Source organism: Rhizobium esperanzae (assembly GCF_014197615.1).
Taxonomy (GTDB): domain Bacteria; phylum Pseudomonadota; class Alphaproteobacteria; order Rhizobiales; family Rhizobiaceae; genus Rhizobium; species Rhizobium esperanzae_A.
In genome coordinates this window covers 175,258-192,210 of the sequence record NZ_JACIFY010000013.1, presented here as the reverse complement: position 1 = coordinate 192,210, position 16,953 = coordinate 175,258, and the positions used below count along the sequence as shown (strand labels likewise).

The window sequence follows — 16,953 nt, the reverse complement described above, 5'->3', positions numbered from 1 at the left end:
TTCACACCTGTTTTCCAGGAAACCAGTCGAAACCAATCTCCGAAAACCAGTGTAACTTCTCTTGATAAACGTGACCGCCAAAGTCTCTTTCAAAGGATCCAATCTCTCAGATCCCGCAAGCTCCGCCGCCCACGTTTCTCTTTCTTCTCATCTTCAATTGTCAAATAACTGACGACCCTAAGCCGTCGACAAAACCCGCTCCAAACCTAAGCCCAGAGCAACAAACCAGCATCAGCCAATCCGCTTGAGTTTCTTGAGAACGAAAGACTTCGTCGCCAGCAGCGCCGCCGCCCTCGTTCAGTGAGTGGGCTTATAGAACTAACCCCTTTTCCAAGTCAACACACCAAAACAAAGTTTTTTGACAATTTTGTAACAGGTTGAAAACAAAGGGTTTTTATCCTCCACCTCCGAAAACAACGAAATTCACCGCCCAAATGGGTGGTTTTTGAGATTCGTTTTCGCCGAATCCCTAGAGAATGGCTTCGGCGAAGGAGACAAGGCTCATATAGGGTGCTTTCGATCGAATTCCAGGATGCTTGCCTCTAACGCGCCTCAGTCGCTAGTCTGGCGGTATTAGAAGATCCGGCGGAGTGAAGAATGCTTGTCCTCGATGAAGAACAGACGCGCGCGGCCCTGCCCTGGCCGGAACTGATCGAGGCGATCGCCCGCATGTTCCAGAGCGAATGCGTGATGCCGGTGCGCCATCACCATGAGATGGACGTGCCGAATGAGGAGAGCGCCACACTGCTTCTGATGCCGGCCTGGGTTCCCGGACATTATGCCGGGGTCAAGACCGTCTCGGTCTTTCCCGGCAATATGCGGCGCGGCCTGCCGGCCATCTCAGGGACCTATCTTCTTTCATCCGGCGCCACCGGCGAAATGCTTGCCATCATCGACGGCGGCGAACTGACGGCGCGGCGGACGGCGGCGGCATCGGCGCTGGCTGCCCGTTATCTCGCCCGCCCGGATGCGGAGGAACAGCTCGTCTGCGGAACCGGTCGGCTGTCGCTCAACCTGATGCTCGCCCATGGCGCGACCCGGCCGATCAAGAGGTACCGGGTCTGGGGCCGAAACGGGCAAGCTGCGGAAAAGATCGCGGCCGAAGCGCGGGCCCTGGGGCTGGACGCGGAGGCGGTCCGCGATGCGCGCGCCGCAGCGCGCACGGCCGACATCATTTCCTGCGCCACGCTCTCCAGCGAGCCGTTGATATCCGGCGAATGGCTGAAGCCCGGCGCCCATCTCGATCTCATCGGCGCCTTCAAGCCGAATATGCGCGAAAGCGACGACGAAGCCATCCGCCGAGCTTCTGTTTATGTCGATACCCGCGCCGGCGCCGTCAGCGAGGCGGGCGATATCGTCCAGCCGCTGAAAAGCGGCGTGCTGAAGGAAAGCGACATCAGGGCGGAGCTTGAGGAGCTCGTCAGCGGTGCCCATGGCGGGAGAAGCCATGGCGAGGAGATCACGCTGTTCAAGTCGGTCGGCGCCGCACTCGAGGATCTCGCCGGCGCCATTCTTGCCTATGAGACGGTGGCGGGCCGCCAGTGACGTTCAGTGCATCATTGCCGGACCTCCCGGTTTCACATGTGCTGCCGGCCGTGGGTGCCGCATTGGCCGAGCGAGGGTGCGCCGTTCTTTCCGCACCGCCCGGCGCCGGCAAGACGACGCTGGTGCCGCTTTACCTGCTTGACCAGGCGTGGTGCGCAGACGGCAAGATCATTCTGCTGGAGCCGCGGCGGTTGGCAGCGCGGGCGGCGGCAAGCCGCATGGCGTCGCTGCTCGGCGAACAGGTGGGCGGCACGGTCGGCTATCGCATGCGCCTCGACAACCGGATATCGGCAGCGACACGGATCGAGGTGGTGACCGAAGGGGTTTTTGCCCGGATGATCCTCGACGATCCGGAACTGAGCGGTGTCTCGGCGGTGATCTTCGACGAATTCCACGAGCGTTCGCTCGATGCCGATTTCGGGCTGGCGCTGGCGCTCGACGTCCAGTCGGCGCTGCGCGAGGACCTGCGTATCCTCGTGATGTCGGCGACCCTCGACGTGGAGCGCGTGGCCGCCTTGCTCGACCATCCGCCTGTCATCGAAAGCCTGGGGCGCAGCTTTCCGATCGATATCCGCTACCAGGACCGGCCGGGCGGCGAACGCATCGAGGATGCCGTCACCCGGGCGATCCTCGACGCGCATGCCGCTGAAACCGGCTCGATCCTCGCCTTCCTGCCCGGCCAGGCGGAAATCACGCGGACTGTCGAACGTCTGCAGGGACGATTCGGAGCCGAAACGCTGATTGCGCCGCTTTTCGGCAATCTCAGCCAGAAGGATCAGGATGCGGCGATCCGCCCGGCATCCAAGGGAACGCGCAAGATCGTGCTGGCGACCTCGATTGCCGAAACCTCGATCACCATCGACGGCGTCAGGATCGTAATCGACAGCGGGCTGCAGCGCCTGCCGGTCTTCGAGGCGTCGACCGGGATCACGCGGCTGGAAACGGTGCGCGTGTCGCGGGCATCGGCCGATCAGCGGGCCGGCCGTGCCGGACGAACGGAACCGGGTATCGCCATCAGACTGTGGCATCAGGGCCAGACAGCGGCGCTGCCTGCCTTCACACCGCCGCAGATTCTTTCCAGCGATCTCTCCGGCCTGGTGCTCGATCTCGCCCATTGGGGCGTCCAGGATCCGACGTCGCTCGCCTTCGTCGATCAACCGCCGGAAACGACATTGCGGGAGGCGCGGACGCTGCTTGGCCAGCTCGGCGCGCTCGACAGGGATGGGGCGTTGACAGCGCGCGGCAAGGTGATGCGCGATCTGGCGCTACCGCCGCGGCTCGCCGCCATGGTCGTCTCGGCGGGAGAAGCCGGATACGCCAGGGACGCGGCGATGATATCAGTGCTTCTCACCGAACAGGGGCTTGGCGGAACGAGCGTCGATATCGAGGACCGGCTGCGGCGCTTCAAGGCCGAGCGCGGCGAAAGAGCCGACGCCTCGCGGCGGCTGGCGGGGCGGCTGGCGAGCGGTCTCGACGCGGTTGCCGCAACGGCGCCGGCGCTGGCCGGCCAGCTGCTGCTGCATGCATTCCCTGATCGAATCGCGCTGCAGCGCGGCGGGCGCGGCCGATTCGTAATGGCGAACGGGCGCGGCGCGGAACTGCCGGAAACCGAGAGGCTGGCCGGCAGCAAGATGCTTGTCATTGCCGATCTCACCGGACGGGCGGCGCAGGCGCGGATTCTGGCGGCAGCCGAGGTGACGCGCGGCGATATCGAAGCCGAACTGCCCGGCGAGATCAAAAGCGGCGATCAGATCTTCTTCGACCGGCAAAGCCGGCAAGTCAGGGCGCGGCGGGCAACCCGGCTCGGCGCGATCGTCTTCGACGAGACGCCTTTGCCGCGACCTTCCGGGGCCGCTGTTACCCAGGCGCTGGTGGAAGGGGTACGCGAACTGGGGCTCGATCAGCTTGCCTTCTCGAAGGAGGCCGTGCAACTTCGCGAGCGGATCGGATTTCTTCACCGAACGATCGGCGACCCCTGGCCCGATGTCGGCGACGATGCGCTGCTTTCCCGGCTGGACGACTGGTTCGCTCCCTTTCAGGCCGAGGCACGCGGCCTTTCGGAGATTTCCGCGGGCGGGCTTTCCAACGGGCTGATGTCGTTGGTGCCGCACGCGTTGCAGCGCGACCTTAGCCGGCTTGCCCCGACCCATTTCGAAGCGCCGACCGGCCAAAGGCATCCGATCCAATATGAGGGTGAGGAGCCGGTACTGACGATCCGCGTACAGGAGTTGTTCGGGTTGAAGCAGCACCCGGCGATCGCCGGAGGCCGCCTGCCGCTGCTGCTCGAACTCACCTCGCCGGCGCATCGGCCGATCCAGACGACACGCGACCTGCCGGGTTTCTGGGCCGGCTCATGGAGGGATGTGCGCGCCGATATGCGCGGCCGCTATCCCCGGCATCCCTGGCCGGAGCGGCCGGAAGAAGCGTTGCCGACGACACGGGCAAAGCCGCGTGGTACATGAGAGCCATTCAGGGAGCCTCCCGGCATGATCGACAAGACAGAAAGCCATACGCGCGAGGACCGGCACAATAGCCGCAGGCTGCGCCTGCAGACGCTGGTGCGGCTGCGCTGGCTTGCCGTCGGCGGGCAGGCGCTGACGGTGTTCATCGTCGCCTTCTGGCTGAAATTTCCCTTGCCGCTGATTGCCAGCTCGTCACTGATCGCCGCCCTTGCCTGGGTGAATTTCTACCTGACGATCCGCTATCCGCCGACGCACCGGCTGGAGCCGCCGGCCGCCTTTGCGCTGCTTGGTTTCGATCTTCTGCAGCTCTGCGCGCTGCTCTTCATCACCGGCGGCCTTGCCAATCCGTTCGCAGCGCTTGTCTGCGTGCCTGTCATCATTTCCTTTGCCTCGCAGCCCATCCGTTACAGCACGGCGCTGATCGGCTTTGCGATGGTCTGCATCACGGTGCTTGCCTTCTCGCCCTTTCCGCTGCCGTGGTTCGACGGCGTCGAGATCAACGTCCACAATGTCATGCAGTTCGGTGTCTGGTGCTCGATCGCCTCGACGATGGCCTTCGCCGCCTTCTACGCCTATCGCGTGTCGTTGGAGGCGAGCCAGCTTGCCGATGCGCTGGCGGCGACCGAACTGGTGCTGCAGCGGGAAAAACATCTTTCGCAGCTCGACGGACTGGCGGCCGCAGCCGCCCACGAGCTCGGCACGCCGCTCGCGACGATCAGCGTCGTCGCCAAGGAAATGGAGCGGGAACTCAAGGACGACGATCGTTTCCGCGAGGACGTGATGCTGCTGCGCAGCCAGAGCGAACGCTGCCGTGACATCCTGCGGCGGCTGACGACGCTCTCCTCCGAAGGCGAGGCACATATGCGCCGCCTGCCGCTTTCCTCGATGATCGAGGAGATCGTGGCACCCCACCGGGAATTCGGCATCACGCTCGAGCTGATCGAAAAGAGCCCGCGCAAGGACGAGCCGGTGACCGACCGCAACGCCGGCATCATGTACGGGCTCGGGAATCTGATCGAAAACGCCGTCGATTATGCGCGGGAGAAAGTGATCGTCACCGTCGAGCATGATCACGATAAAGTGCTGATCGTCATCGAGGACGACGGCAACGGCTATGCTCCCGACATTCTGACCCGGATCGGCGAGCCTTATGTGACCAAAAGGCAGAAAGAGGATACGGCCGGCGGCCTCGGTCTCGGGCTTTTCATCGCCAAGACGCTGCTGGAGCGCTCCGGCGCATCGCTGATCTTCGAAAATCGTGACCCGGAAAGTGCCGGCGCACGGATCCGAATCGAATGGCCGCGCATGCTGATCGACGCAAATTCGACAAAATGACTTTGTCGGCATAAACAGAACAGAGCGGTTGACACAGATCGGGCGTTGAGCCGCCGGGACCGAGACGATGACAGAACAGAATCATGAAAATTTCGCTGCGTCTGATGAAGACCATATCGGCCCTGACGCCAGCCTGCTGATCGTCGACGACGACGGACCGTTCCTGCGCCGCCTCGCCCGGGCGATGGAGACGCGCGGCTTCCAGGTCGAGACGGCCGAATCAGTGGCGGAAGGCGTCGCGAAATCGAAAGGCCGCCCGCCGAAATATGCGGTGGTCGATCTTCGGCTCGGCGACGGCAACGGGCTCGACGTCATCGAAGCCATCCGCCAGAAGCGCGACGACACCAGGATCATCGTGCTGACCGGCTACGGCAATATCGCAACGGCGGTGACGGCTGTGAAGCTCGGCGCCGTCGATTACCTGGCAAAGCCCGCGGATGCCGACGACGTGTTTTCGGCGTTGACGCAGCGGGCCGGCGAAAAGGCCGAGCTTCCCGAGAACCCGATGTCGGCCGACCGGGTGCGCTGGGAGCACATTCAGCGGGTCTATGAAATGTGCGAGCGCAATGTTTCGGAAACGGCGCGCCGGCTCAACATGCACCGGCGCACGCTGCAGCGCATCCTTGCCAAACGCGCACCGAAATAGCCCAAGCATCGTCCATCAGACATCATCCACGGTAAACGGCTTTCCGCTCGCCCATTCGGCCATCATCAGCCGTTGCGCGGCGGCGCGCGAGAAATTGAGCGTGACGGATTTGCGCGTGGCGGGCGCCATGCGGTGTTCCGGCGCCTCGCGAATCATGTGAGCGCCATAACCGTCCGACAGGAAGAGCCCGCACTCCTCGGGAAAGATGTCGAGCGGCACATCCTTGTGGGTCGCGAAGAACAGGCGGTCGCAATGCAGCCTGTATTCCGGCCATTTGCGATCCACCCGGAAATCCTCGATCGACGTCTTGATTTCGATGATCCAGACCTCGCCCTTTTCCGAAAGCGTGATCAAATCGGCACGGCGGCCGCTGGCCAGCGGCAGTTCAGGCAGCACGGCGTGGCGCATTTCATGCAGTAAAATCTGCGTTCCCCGCCGTACCATCATGGCCCTGTCCGATTGCCGGCCGTCGATTAACGGATTGTTATTGTAAACGCTCAAAATCGTCATGGATAACCATCGCAGGGGCTAGCGTGTTGTTGCAAAAAAACCATGCGCTTCTAATTTGCGCCGCAGACGGATTTGTCGCGCCGCAGTAGCCTTGCAAAGCGCAAGTTAATCGAAAATAAACCATAATCAACGATGGTCGAAAGACTGTTTCTCCCTGCTCCAAAACTTCAAGAGTCATCTATGCGCATCCGCAATGCATTCCCTGTATTTGGCCTGCTGACAACGCTCGCACTGGCCGGCTGCTCCACCAGTTCCGATAGCGCATCCGTCGACGACAAGGGCGCAGGCCCGACGGTACAGACAGCTCAGATCTTCAACGACGCCTATGGCGTGACGAAGGATGCCGGATACTCTCTGCCGGCGATCCCGATCGACAGGGTCAAGCCGCAGTTCCGCCGCCAGGTCGTCAGCTACCAGACCACCGAGCGCCCGGGCACGATCATCGTCAATACACGCGAGCGCTTCCTCTATTATATCCTCGCCAACGGCAAGGCGATGCGCTACGGCATCGGCGTCGGCAAGCAGGGCTTCGCATGGGCCGGCACCGCCTACGTCGCCTGGAAGCAGGAATGGCCGACCTGGCACCCGCCGAAGGAAATGGCCGTCCGCCGTCCTGACGTCGCCAAATATGTCGAAGACGGCATGGGTCCGGGTCTCAGCAATCCGCTCGGCGCACGCGCCATGTATCTCTTCAACGAGGACGGCAAGGACACGCTGTTCCGCCTGCACGGCACGCCGGAATGGGCCTCGATCGGCACCGCCGCTTCCTCGGGCTGCATTCGCCTGATGAACCAGGACGTCATCGACCTTTACAGCCGCGTCCGTCCCGGCAAGGGCACGTCCAAGGTCATCGTCATCCAGTAAGGTAGAGACCGAATTCGGTATAAAAAAGGCCGCCGGAACGTCGTTCCGGCGGCCTTTTCATATTTCAACCGGCCTGCTGCGCCTTGAGCTCGAGGCGGCGGCGGTGAAGCACCGGCTCGGTATAGCCGTTCGGCTGCTCCCTGCCCTTCAAGACGAGATCGAGGGCGGCCTGGAAGGCAATCGAGCCGTCGAAATTGCCGGCCATCGGCCGATAGGCGGGGTCTTCTCCGTTCTGCCGGTCGACGACGGCGGCCATGCGTTTCATTGTTTCGACGATCTGCGCCTCGGTGACGACCGCGTGATGCAGCCAATTGGCCATGTGCTGGGCCGAAATGCGCAATGTGGCGCGGTCTTCCATCAGGCCGACATTGTTGATGTCAGGCACTTTCGAGCAACCAACACCCTGATCGACCCAGCGCACGACGTAGCCGAGGATACCCTGGGCATTGTTGTCGAGTTCGCGCTGGATTTCCTCCGGCGTCCAGTTCGGCCGCACCGCAACCGGTACGGAGAGAATGTCGGACAGCTTGGCGCGGGCCCGGTCCTTCAGTCCCTGTTGAACCCGGGCGACATTGACCCGGTGATAATGAGTGGCGTGCAGGGTTGCGGCCGTCGGCGACGGCACCCAGGCGGTGTTGGCGCCGGCCTTCGGATGGGCGATCTTCTGTTCCAGCATCGCCGCCATCAGATCAGGCATCGCCCACATGCCCTTGCCGATCTGGGCATGGCCGGAAAGGCCGCATTCAAGGCCGATGTCGACGTTCCAGTTCTCATAGGCCGAAATCCAGGCCGCCTGGCGCATGTCGCCCTTGCGAATCATCGGACCGGCTTCCATCGAGGTGTGTATCTCGTCGCCGGTGCGATCGAGGAAGCCGGTATTGATGAAGACGACGCGCTCGCGAGCGGCGCGGATGCATTCCTTGAGATTGACCGTCGTGCGGCGCTCCTCATCCATGATGCCCATCTTGATGGTGTTGCGCGGCAGCCCAAGCGCATCTTCGACCCGCGAGAAGATTTCGACGGCGAAGGCGACTTCCTCGGGCCCATGCATCTTCGGCTTGACCACATACATGGAGCCGGCGCGGGAATTCTTTTTCCGGCCGGCCGGGCCGATATCGTAAAGCGCGATCAGGCCGGTGATGACGGCATCCATGATGCCTTCGGGCACTTCGTTCCCATCCCTGTCGAGGATCGCCGGATTGGTCATGAGGTGGCCGACATTGCGCACCAGCATCAGCGAGCGGCGATGCAATTCGAACGAAGCACCGTCCGGGCCGATATAGTCCAGATCCGGGTTGAGCCTGCGGACGAAACTCGTTCCGCCCTTTGCCACGTCTTCCTGCAGGTCGCCCTTCATCAGGCCGAGCCAGTTGCGATAGACGGTGACCTTGTCCTCGGCGTCGACGGCGGCAATCGAGTCCTCGCAGTCCATGATGGTGGTGATCGCCGATTCCAGCCAGACATCGGAAATATGAGCCGGATCGGACTTGCCGATCGCCGTTGTCGCATCGATGACGATTTCGATGTGGATGCCGTTGTTCTTCAGGAGAATATGCGTCGGGGCGGCAGCATCGCCACGATAGCCGGCAAAGTGCCCACCATCCTTCAGCATTGCCTGCTCTCCATCGACCGATCTGATGGCGAGCGCTCCATCCCTGACGACCAGACTGCCGACGTCCTTCCAACTGCCATCCTGCAGCGGCGTCGCCACATCGAGGAAATCGCGCACCCAGGCGATCACCTTCTCGCCGCGCTTCGGATTGTAACCCTTGCCCTTTTCAGCGCCGTCGCTTTCGGAAATGGCGTCGGTGCCATAGAGCGCATCATAGAGTGAGCCCCAGCGGGCATTGGCGGCGTTCAGCGCATAACGCGCGTTCATGACGGGAACGACCAGCTGCGGGCCGGCAATCGAGGCGATCTCGGGATCGACATTCTGGGTCGAAACCTGGAAGTCCGATCCCTCCGGCAGGAGATAGCCGATGCCGCGGAGGAACGACTGGTAATCATCCATATCGGTCGGAGCGCCGTGCTGGTGATACCAGTCGTCGATCTTGAGCTGCAGCTCGTCGCGTTTTTTCAACAGCGCCCGATTCTTCGGCGCGAGATCATGGACGATCGCCGAAAAATCGGCAAAGAACTTGTCCGCATCGACCGCCAGCCCCGGCAGCACCTCCCGGGTCAGGAAATCATGAAGGACGGTTTCGACGGCAAGACCGTTCTTATCAACGCGGCTCATGCGGCATTCTCCCTGGCAACGACTTTGAATGCTGCCACTTTGCCCGGCTTTCATTCACAGTCAATTCCGCAATAATTCGAAAGATTTATGCCGCTCGGGAAACTATGCGCGGCGTCACGCGCATCGGCAGCCCGTTCTGCGGCTGCGTCGTCAGCTTCTGCACCGGCCAGGGATGGGTCGTTTCCGTCTGGTCGAAGCGAAACCGGTGCATCATCACCGCCAGTGCGATTACCGCCTCCTGCAGCGCGAAGGTCGCGCCGATGCAGACGCGCGGGCCGGCGCCGAACGGCAAGAACTGGAACCGGCCGATACTGCCGCGATTTTCCGGCAGGAACCGTTCCGGCATATAGGCGCGCGGTTTTTCCCAGTACAGCTCGTGGCGATGCAGGGTCCAGGGCATGATGAGCACGGTGATATCGGCCGGTATTTCGACCTTCTCGCCCTTCGCATTCGTCCATACGTCGTCGGAGATTGCGGCGCGATTGATCGAAGGGGCCGGCGGATAAAGCCTGAGAGCCTCTTCAAAGGCTGCCCGGGTCACAGGCATCAGATCCAGCCATTCCACCGGCTCGGCGCCGGTTGAAAGAACAGCGTCGATTTCCGTTTCCATCGCCTCGCGGATATGCGGGCTGTTCGCCACACAATAAAGCGTCCAGGCCAGTGCACGCGCGGTCGTCTCGTGTCCGGCGCCGATGAAGGTCAGGATATTGTCCTCGATCTCCTCTTCGGTCAGGCCGTCGGGGCCGGCCTGTTCCAGAAGCAGCGTCAGAAAATCGTCCGGTGCGGCGGCGCGATCGGCCTTCATCTTTGCCAGACGCATATCCATGGTATCGCGCACGATCGCCCTGAATTTCTCCAGCACCTTCTGGCCGCCGATGCGGGTGAGGCGCGGCACCCAGGAGGGCGCACGCAGCAGATCCATCGGGTCGACGCGGCCCATGCGGTGGAGAAGCTGGTTGACGTCGTCGGCAAAATGGCCGCTCGAGGAAACGATTTCGCCGGAGAAAAGCGTTTCGGCAAGAATTGCAAAGGTGAGATCGGTCATATCACTGGCGATATCGAAGACCTGGCCCGCCGAACCGGCACCCTCATATTTGCCGACAAAATTCTCCGATTGCTGCAGCATCTGGCCGGCAAAACCTTTGGCGTGGCGCGGCGTGAAAACAGGGGCGACCGCCTTTCGCGACCGTTTCCAGACCTGGCCCTCCGCCGTCAGCAGGCCGTCGCGCAGGATCGGCCGCAATACCAGTTGGCGTATGTCGGACATGCGGTAATTGTTGGCATTGTCGACCAGCACATGCTTGATCAGGCCTGGATCGTTGACGATCAGGGTATGTTGCCCGAAGAAGCTCGTCTTGATCCAAGGCAGCGTGTAGGACGGTTCGCCCCAGAGCTCGAGCGGATTGCGCAAGATGATGCGGATGATATCAAGCCGGCTCGGCGGCACGGTGCGCGGCAGCGGTGCCGGCGGAACGAAGGGATCAGGACGCATGTCCATCGTCAAAACCTTTCGGGGAAGATCGGTGCCCTCCCGTCAGGCCTGAAGCTAGAGCAGGCCCTTGAGTTCGTCCAGCTTGTCGTTGATCAGCCAGCCGTAATAATTCTCTTCGGGCCAAACGGTCGCACCGGAAGAGCGGTTTTTCGCCGCGAGTGCCGCGGCACGCTGGCGGGAATTGCCGACATTATAGAGCGTCGCCGTCAGGCCGGGATTGCCCGAGATGTCCATGCCGGCAATCTCCTTGTAATCGTCGATCGACCGGCGGATCGAGGCCGCGACGAAGGCGAGCGAGATATCGGGATCCATGATCGCCTTATAGACGTCGCCGGCATTCTTCTCGTTCAGCTTCGGATAACCCGAGACCCGGGTGACGAGATCGGAGAGCATCAGTGCCGTCAGCGGATTGACCTGGCCGAGACCGAAGGTCTGGCCGGCATAGAAGGGCTGGAAGAAGACCGCGCTGAAGCGATTGTTGGGGAAGCTCTCGCCGCCCACCGTCTTGCCGCGGAAATCGCTTTCCCAGACATCTTCGCGGCAGGTCCAGAGGGTGTAGGAATCACTCTTGCCCTTGCACTGCGCAAATTGCGGCCGCGCCACGAAATCATCGACGTTTTCGCCGTCATAGGCGAAGCGGAAGCTTTCCCCCGCATAGGATGCGGCCTTGACATAATAGGCCTGCAGCCGGTCGTAGGCGTCGACATTATAGGTGTGTTCGCCGACGATCGCGCCGACGACATGGATGGGATTGATGCCGTAAGCGCTGGAGACCTTGCGGATCTTGCCCATCAGCTCGCGATCGGTCGCCAGAAGCTCATGGACCTTTTCATATTTCAGATCGAAGCTGCTCTTGGTGCCCTTGGTGCGCCGGACGGACGCGCCCGGAATATCGGGCTGCTCGGCATGACGGTTGCCGGCCGGCACCGTCTGCATGGCGAAGGCAGGCGCCGAATTCACCAGGGCAGCGGCAATCAAAAGGCTTGTCAAAAGGCGTCGCACGATCCGCTATCCCCGTTCCATCGTCCTGCTTTCGATGCGGCTGACTGGACCAGAATCTTGGCCGAATAAAGCCGGAGCGGAAAACAAAACGGGCCTTCACTAAAAAGTAAAAGGCCCGCTGTCGAGAGTGGAGTTCACCACAATCCGGCATTCACATCGGGAAAGACATGAACCGGTGCGCCGATATCACAATATGAAGCGCGACAGATCGGTATTCTGCGCGAGATCGCCGACATGTTCGCGCACATAGGCCGCGTCGATGGTGATCGCCGTGCCGCCGCGATCCGGCGCGTTGTAGGAAATGTCGTCGAGAACCCGCTCCATCACCGTCTGCAGACGGCGGGCGCCGATGTTCTCGACGGAAGAGTTCAGGTGCACGGCGACATCGGCCAGCGCATCGATCGCGTCGTCGGTGAATTCGAGGCTCAGGCGTTCGGTTTCCATCAGGGCGCGATACTGGCGGATGAGGCTTGCTTCCGTCTCGGTCAGGATCCGGCGGAAATCCTCCTTGTTCAGCGCCCGCAATTCGACACGGATCGGCAGGCGGCCCTGCAGCTCGGGCAGAAGATCCGAGGGTTTGGAGACATGGAAGGCGCCCGACGCGATGAACAGGATATGGTCGGTCTTCACAGGCCCGTATTTGGTCGAGACCGTCGTGCCTTCGACGAGCGGCAGCAGGTCGCGCTGCACACCTTCGCGTGAAACGCCGGCGCCCATGCCGCCGTCGCGGGCGGCGATCTTGTCGATTTCGTCGAGGAAGACGATACCGTCATTCTCGGTGGAGCGAACGGCCTCGCGCTGGATCACCTCATTGTCGATCAGCTTGTCGGATTCATCGCGGATCAGGTCGGTGTAGGAGGCTTTGACCGTGGTGCGGACCTTCTTGGTGCGTCCGCCCATCGCCTTGCCGAACATTTCCGACAGGTTGAGCACGCCGATATTGGCGCCCGGCATGCCGGGGATTTCGAAGCCGCCCATGCCGGAACCGGCATCGGCCACTTCGATATCGATTTCCTTGTCGTCGAGTTCGCCATCTCTCAGCTTCTTGCGGAAGCTTTCGCGGGTGGCAGGCGACGCGGTGGTGCCGACCAGCGCATCGAGAACACGCTCCTCGGCACTGACATGCGCCTTGGCCTGGACCTCGGCCCGCTTCTTTTCGCGCACCAGGCCGATGCCGACCTCGACCAGATCGCGGATGATCTGCTCGACATCGCGGCCGACATAGCCGACTTCGGTGAATTTGGTGGCTTCGACCTTGATGAAGGGCGCGCCGGCGAGTTTTGCCAGGCGGCGGGAGATCTCGGTCTTGCCGACACCGGTCGGGCCGATCATCAGGATGTTTTTCGGCATGACTTCGTCGCGCAGGCTGGGATCCAGCTGCTGCCGGCGCCAGCGGTTGCGCAGCGCGATCGCGACAGCGCGTTTGGCATCATGCTGCCCGATAATATAGCGGTCGAGTTCGGAAACGATCTCGCGGGGGGAAAAAGTCGTCATTGCGTATCATTCTCCTGGCGGTCCGGAGCCATCAGCGCCCGGCCGCAATTCGTCATTGTTTGCCTCGGCAGATCGGCCGCGGCGGCAGCCGGAAGGCAAGGATTCAGCCTTCGACCTCAAGCGACTCCACCACGATATTATGGTTGGTGTAGACGCAGATGTCGGCGGCGATATCGAGGGCGCGGCGCGCGATCTCTTCGGCCGATTTGTCGGTATCCATCAGCGCGCGGGCGGCGGCGAAGGCAAAATTGCCGCCCGAACCGATCGCCGTCGTGCCATGCTCGGGCTCCAGGACGTCGCCGTTGCCGGTGATCGCCAGCGTGATCGACTTGTCGGCGACCAGCATCATGGCTTCGAGATTACGCAGGTATTTGTCGGTGCGCCAGTCCTTGGCGAGCTCGACGGCGGCACGCATCAGCTGGCCGGGATATTGCTCCAGCTTCTTTTCAAGCCTTTCGAGCAGGGTGAAGGCATCGGCGGTGGCACCGGCAAAACCGGCGATAACCTCACCCTTGCCGATGCGGCGCACCTTGCGGGCATTGCCCTTCATGACGGTCTGGCCGAGGCTCACCTGGCCGTCGCCCGCCATCACCACCTTGCCGCCTTTTCGAACTGTAATGATCGTTGTCATCAAACACCTGTCTGCCCTTGACGCGGGCTACTCCACCAGGCCGCACACCGGCCTTGTTAAGCCCTATGTAAGTGGGCCGGCGCCGTTTGCAAATGGGCCGGCTTTTCTCTTGCCCGGCTTCTGGATATTTGCCGATGCGCCTGATAAGGAACGGCCTTATTCCGATGGAGGGCCAGATGGCCGAGACCGCAGCAAGCCGCACGGGCAGCGTTTCCCGCAAGACCAACGAGACCTCGATTTCGGTTTCCGTCAATCTCGACGGCACCGGCAAATCGAAGATTTCGACGGGTGTCGGCTTCTTCGACCATATGCTCGACCAGCTTTCGCGGCATTCCCTCATCGACATGGAAATCGACGCCAAGGGCGACCTGCATATCGACGACCACCACACGGTCGAGGATACGGGCATCGCCATCGGCCAGGCGATTTCCAAGGCGCTCGGCGACCGGCGCGGCATCACCCGCTACGCCTCGATCGATCTCGCCATGGACGAGACGATGACCAAGGCCGCGGTCGATCTTTCCGGCCGGCCGTTCCTGGTCTGGAACGTCGCCTTCAGCGCGCCGAAGATCGGCACGTTCGACACTGAGCTCGTTCGCGAATTCTTCCAGGCGCTCGCTCAGAATGCCGGCATCACCTTGCATATTCTCAACCATTATGGCGCTAATAACCACCATATTGCCGAGACATGCTTCAAGGCCGTTGCCCGCGCATTGCGCACGGCGACAGAGATCGATCCGAGACAGGCGGGCCGTGTCCCTTCGACCAAGGGCACGCTCGTCTGAGCCTCTCAAGGGAGCGGCGACCATGACATCAAGCTATATTTTCCTGACACCGCCCGGCGGCACGAGCGCTGAGATCGATAAGGTGCGGACGATCCGCGACGGCTTCACCTTTCTCGGCTTCCTGTTTCCATGGGCTTGGCTTCTGGCGCACCGGCTATGGCTGCATGCGGCCGCGGCATTTTTCTTGCAGGCAATCGGCGGCGCGCTGATGGACGAGCCGGGTCTCGGGCTCGCGGGCGCGGCAATCATGCTGGGCGTGAATATATTGGTCGGTCTCGAAGGCCAGAATTTCCGCATTCGCCACCTTGCCGCCATGGGCTGGAACGAAGACGCACTGATTGCAGCCGATAGGCTCGATATTGCCGAGCAGGTCTATTTTGCGGACAAGGCGGTCGTTTCGGGGAGCGACGACACCGTCGCACCGGATTGGCAGAACAAGCCCGGTGCAAACGGCCCGCACGGCCAGGCGACATCGCTTGGCCTCTTTGGATTTGATGGAGGACGCTGACGATGCGCGTCGCGATTATCGACTATGGTTCCGGCAACCTGCGCTCGGCGACCAAGGCTTTCGAGCGGGCCGCTCGCGAGGCAGGCATCGACGCGCATATCGATCTCACCGATAAGGCAGAGGATGTTGCCGCGGCCGATCGTATCGTGCTTCCCGGCGTCGGCGCCTATGCCGATTGCCGGCGCGGCCTCCATGCCGTGCCCGGGATGGACGAGGTGCTGATCGAGGCGGTCGAGAAGAAGGCGCGGCCCTTCCTCGGCATCTGCGTCGGCATGCAGTTGATGTCCTCGCGCGGACTGGAAAAGACCGTGACCCACGGTTTTAACTGGATTCCCGGCGACGTCGTCGAGATGACTCCCGGTGATCCGGCGCTGAAGATCCCGCAGATCGGCTGGAACACGCTCGATGTGAAGCGCGAACATCCGCTCTTCGACGGCATTGCGACGGGATCCGAAGGGCTGCATGCCTATTTCGTGCATTCCTATCATCTTGCCGCCGAGAACGCCGAGGATGTCATCGCCACTGTCGACTATGGCGGCCCGATGACCGCTCTCGTCGGGCGCGATAATATGGTCGGGGCACAATTTCATCCGGAAAAGAGCCAGAAGCTCGGTCTGGCGCTGATCGCCAATTTCCTGCGCTGGAACCCGTAATACCGCCGCCTTATTTCCCCTTTATGGAAACGGCGGAACAGGAGTACGCTCGATGCCGGCGTCGCGGAAATCAGGCAAGGTGTTCTATACGCTGAGACCCTCCAGAGAAGGCCTGCCTCCCTTCTCCGACATCCGGCTTGCCGACGGAACGATCATCCGCCGTGTCGATGAGACCGTTCACAAAAGAGCGCTTTCCAATGCAGCCAAGGCGTTGAAAGAGAGGCTGGACCGATGATCCATGAATTCCTTGCCGGCAACGAGAATTCGCAGTTGCGCGCCAACGGCATCAGCGCCGGCGACATCACCGAAGCCGTGCTGGAATTCTATATCGAGGGCGAAGACGATCTGATCGGCCTGCTCGCCTACGCGCTTTACGAACGGCAGAAGCGTGATTTCGTCCTCAGCTACCGCAAACGCAACGCCGGCCGTTCGCCGAATGAAGCGGAGCTTGCCGCCGTTGCCAGCAATTATCTCTCGAGCGACCTGCGCAATACGCTGCGCGACCGCGCCTCGCAGATCCTGTCGAGTTATGCCGAAACCTATGTGGAGGCGATGGAGCCGGAGATCCGGCTGGCCGCCGTCAACAGCCAGGCGCTGCGCGAGGTGCGCGACATCCAGAAATCAATGAAGAAGCGTCTCGGTTTCTGGCGCGAGGTCGGTGCCGGTTTGACCGTTACCCTGCTCCTTCTTCTGCTTTTCGGCGCGGTTACCATTGCCGCTGTCTTTTTCCACTCGGATATCGTAGATGCGTGGAATGCGCTGATGGTATCGACCACTTTACGGACGTAGA

The 16,953-nt window shown here is 61.8% G+C and carries 17 protein-coding genes; 10 read left to right on the top strand and 7 right to left on the bottom strand.

What is annotated here, in order from left to right; genetic code table 11:
• Positions 1–597 precede the first annotated feature (597 nt).
• The 4 genes from GGD57_RS18665 (at position 598) to GGD57_RS18650 (ending at position 5,988) form a co-directional block, all read left to right on the top strand.
• Entirely contained in the window at positions 598–1,545 is a 948-nt protein-coding gene (locus GGD57_RS18665; RefSeq protein ID WP_184471784.1) for an ornithine cyclodeaminase family protein, read from the top strand.
• Positions 1,542–4,007, top strand: a complete 2,466-nt coding sequence (hrpB, locus tag GGD57_RS18660) for an ATP-dependent helicase HrpB (RefSeq protein WP_184471783.1) — start codon at positions 1,542–1,544, stop codon at positions 4,005–4,007. The genes GGD57_RS18665 and hrpB overlap by 4 nt, the downstream gene beginning before the upstream one ends.
• Positions 4,008–4,031: 24 nt before the next feature.
• Positions 4,032–5,342: an ActS/PrrB/RegB family redox-sensitive histidine kinase gene (locus GGD57_RS18655; RefSeq protein WP_184471782.1), complete on the top strand. Its 1,311-nt coding sequence runs from the start codon at positions 4,032–4,034 to the stop codon at positions 5,340–5,342.
• Between the two features lie 67 nt (positions 5,343–5,409).
• On the top strand, positions 5,410–5,988 hold the full coding sequence (locus GGD57_RS18650) for an ActR/PrrA/RegA family redox response regulator transcription factor (RefSeq protein WP_085735428.1): 579 nt from the start codon (positions 5,410–5,412) through the stop codon (positions 5,986–5,988).
• A gap of 15 nt (positions 5,989–6,003) precedes the next feature.
• Here the strand turns inward: GGD57_RS18650 and GGD57_RS18645 are convergent, their stop codons facing one another.
• On the bottom strand, positions 6,004–6,498 hold the full coding sequence (locus tag GGD57_RS18645; RefSeq protein ID WP_085735426.1) for an MmcB family DNA repair protein: 495 nt from the start codon (positions 6,496–6,498) through the stop codon (positions 6,004–6,006).
• Positions 6,473–6,676: a hypothetical protein gene (locus tag GGD57_RS29020; protein ID WP_210303949.1), complete on the bottom strand. Its 204-nt coding sequence runs from the start codon at positions 6,674–6,676 to the stop codon at positions 6,473–6,475. Before GGD57_RS29020 ends, GGD57_RS18645 begins: the two co-directional genes overlap by 26 nt.
• A gap of 2 nt (positions 6,677–6,678) precedes the next feature.
• On the opposite strand from GGD57_RS29020, the gene GGD57_RS18640 reads away from it, so the two are divergent.
• Positions 6,679–7,362 (top strand): L,D-transpeptidase, encoded by a 684-nt coding sequence (locus tag GGD57_RS18640; protein ID WP_184471781.1) that lies wholly within the window; start codon positions 6,679–6,681, stop codon positions 7,360–7,362.
• A 64-nt stretch (positions 7,363–7,426) separates the two neighbouring features.
• Here GGD57_RS18640 and GGD57_RS18635 read toward each other — a convergent pair whose 3' ends face one another.
• From GGD57_RS18635 to hslV, 5 genes are all read right to left on the bottom strand, one after another.
• Complete coding sequence (locus GGD57_RS18635; RefSeq protein ID WP_184471780.1) at positions 7,427–9,598, bottom strand: malate synthase G; 2,172 nt, start codon at positions 9,596–9,598, stop codon at positions 7,427–7,429.
• Between the two features lie 85 nt (positions 9,599–9,683).
• A complete protein-coding gene (locus GGD57_RS18630; protein ID WP_184471779.1) occupies positions 9,684–11,096 on the bottom strand; it encodes a cytochrome P450 in 1,413 nt (470 codons plus the stop codon).
• Positions 11,097–11,144: 48 nt separating this feature from the next.
• Positions 11,145–12,092: a DUF1402 family protein gene (locus GGD57_RS18625; RefSeq protein WP_184471778.1), complete on the bottom strand. Its 948-nt coding sequence runs from the start codon at positions 12,090–12,092 to the stop codon at positions 11,145–11,147.
• Between the two features lie 186 nt (positions 12,093–12,278).
• A complete protein-coding gene (gene hslU / locus GGD57_RS18620) occupies positions 12,279–13,586 on the bottom strand; it encodes an ATP-dependent protease ATPase subunit HslU (protein ID WP_097610531.1) in 1,308 nt (435 codons plus the stop codon).
• A gap of 103 nt (positions 13,587–13,689) precedes the next feature.
• Positions 13,690–14,217, bottom strand: a complete 528-nt coding sequence (gene hslV, locus GGD57_RS18615) for an ATP-dependent protease subunit HslV (RefSeq protein ID WP_085735416.1) — start codon at positions 14,215–14,217, stop codon at positions 13,690–13,692.
• Positions 14,218–14,393: 176 nt separating this feature from the next.
• On the opposite strand from hslV, the gene hisB reads away from it, so the two are divergent.
• From hisB to GGD57_RS18590, 5 genes are read left to right on the top strand one after another with little or no spacing between them, the layout of a single operon-like run.
• Entirely contained in the window at positions 14,394–15,002 is a 609-nt protein-coding gene (gene hisB, locus GGD57_RS18610; RefSeq protein ID WP_010033258.1) for an imidazoleglycerol-phosphate dehydratase HisB, read from the top strand.
• Positions 15,003–15,024: 22 nt separating this feature from the next.
• A complete protein-coding gene (locus tag GGD57_RS18605) occupies positions 15,025–15,510 on the top strand; it encodes a DUF2628 domain-containing protein (RefSeq protein WP_184471777.1) in 486 nt (161 codons plus the stop codon).
• A gap of 2 nt (positions 15,511–15,512) precedes the next feature.
• Complete coding sequence (gene hisH, locus GGD57_RS18600) at positions 15,513–16,163, top strand: imidazole glycerol phosphate synthase subunit HisH (protein ID WP_184471776.1); 651 nt, start codon at positions 15,513–15,515, stop codon at positions 16,161–16,163.
• Positions 16,164–16,215: 52 nt separating this feature from the next.
• On the top strand, positions 16,216–16,398 hold the full coding sequence (locus GGD57_RS18595; RefSeq protein ID WP_010067219.1) for a hypothetical protein: 183 nt from the start codon (positions 16,216–16,218) through the stop codon (positions 16,396–16,398).
• Positions 16,395–16,952 carry a hypothetical protein gene (locus GGD57_RS18590; protein ID WP_184471775.1) on the top strand — a complete coding sequence of 186 codons (558 nt, stop codon included), beginning with the start codon at positions 16,395–16,397 and terminating at the stop codon, positions 16,950–16,952. Before GGD57_RS18595 ends, GGD57_RS18590 begins: the two co-directional genes overlap by 4 nt.
• The last annotated feature ends 1 nt before the right edge of the window (position 16,953 follow it).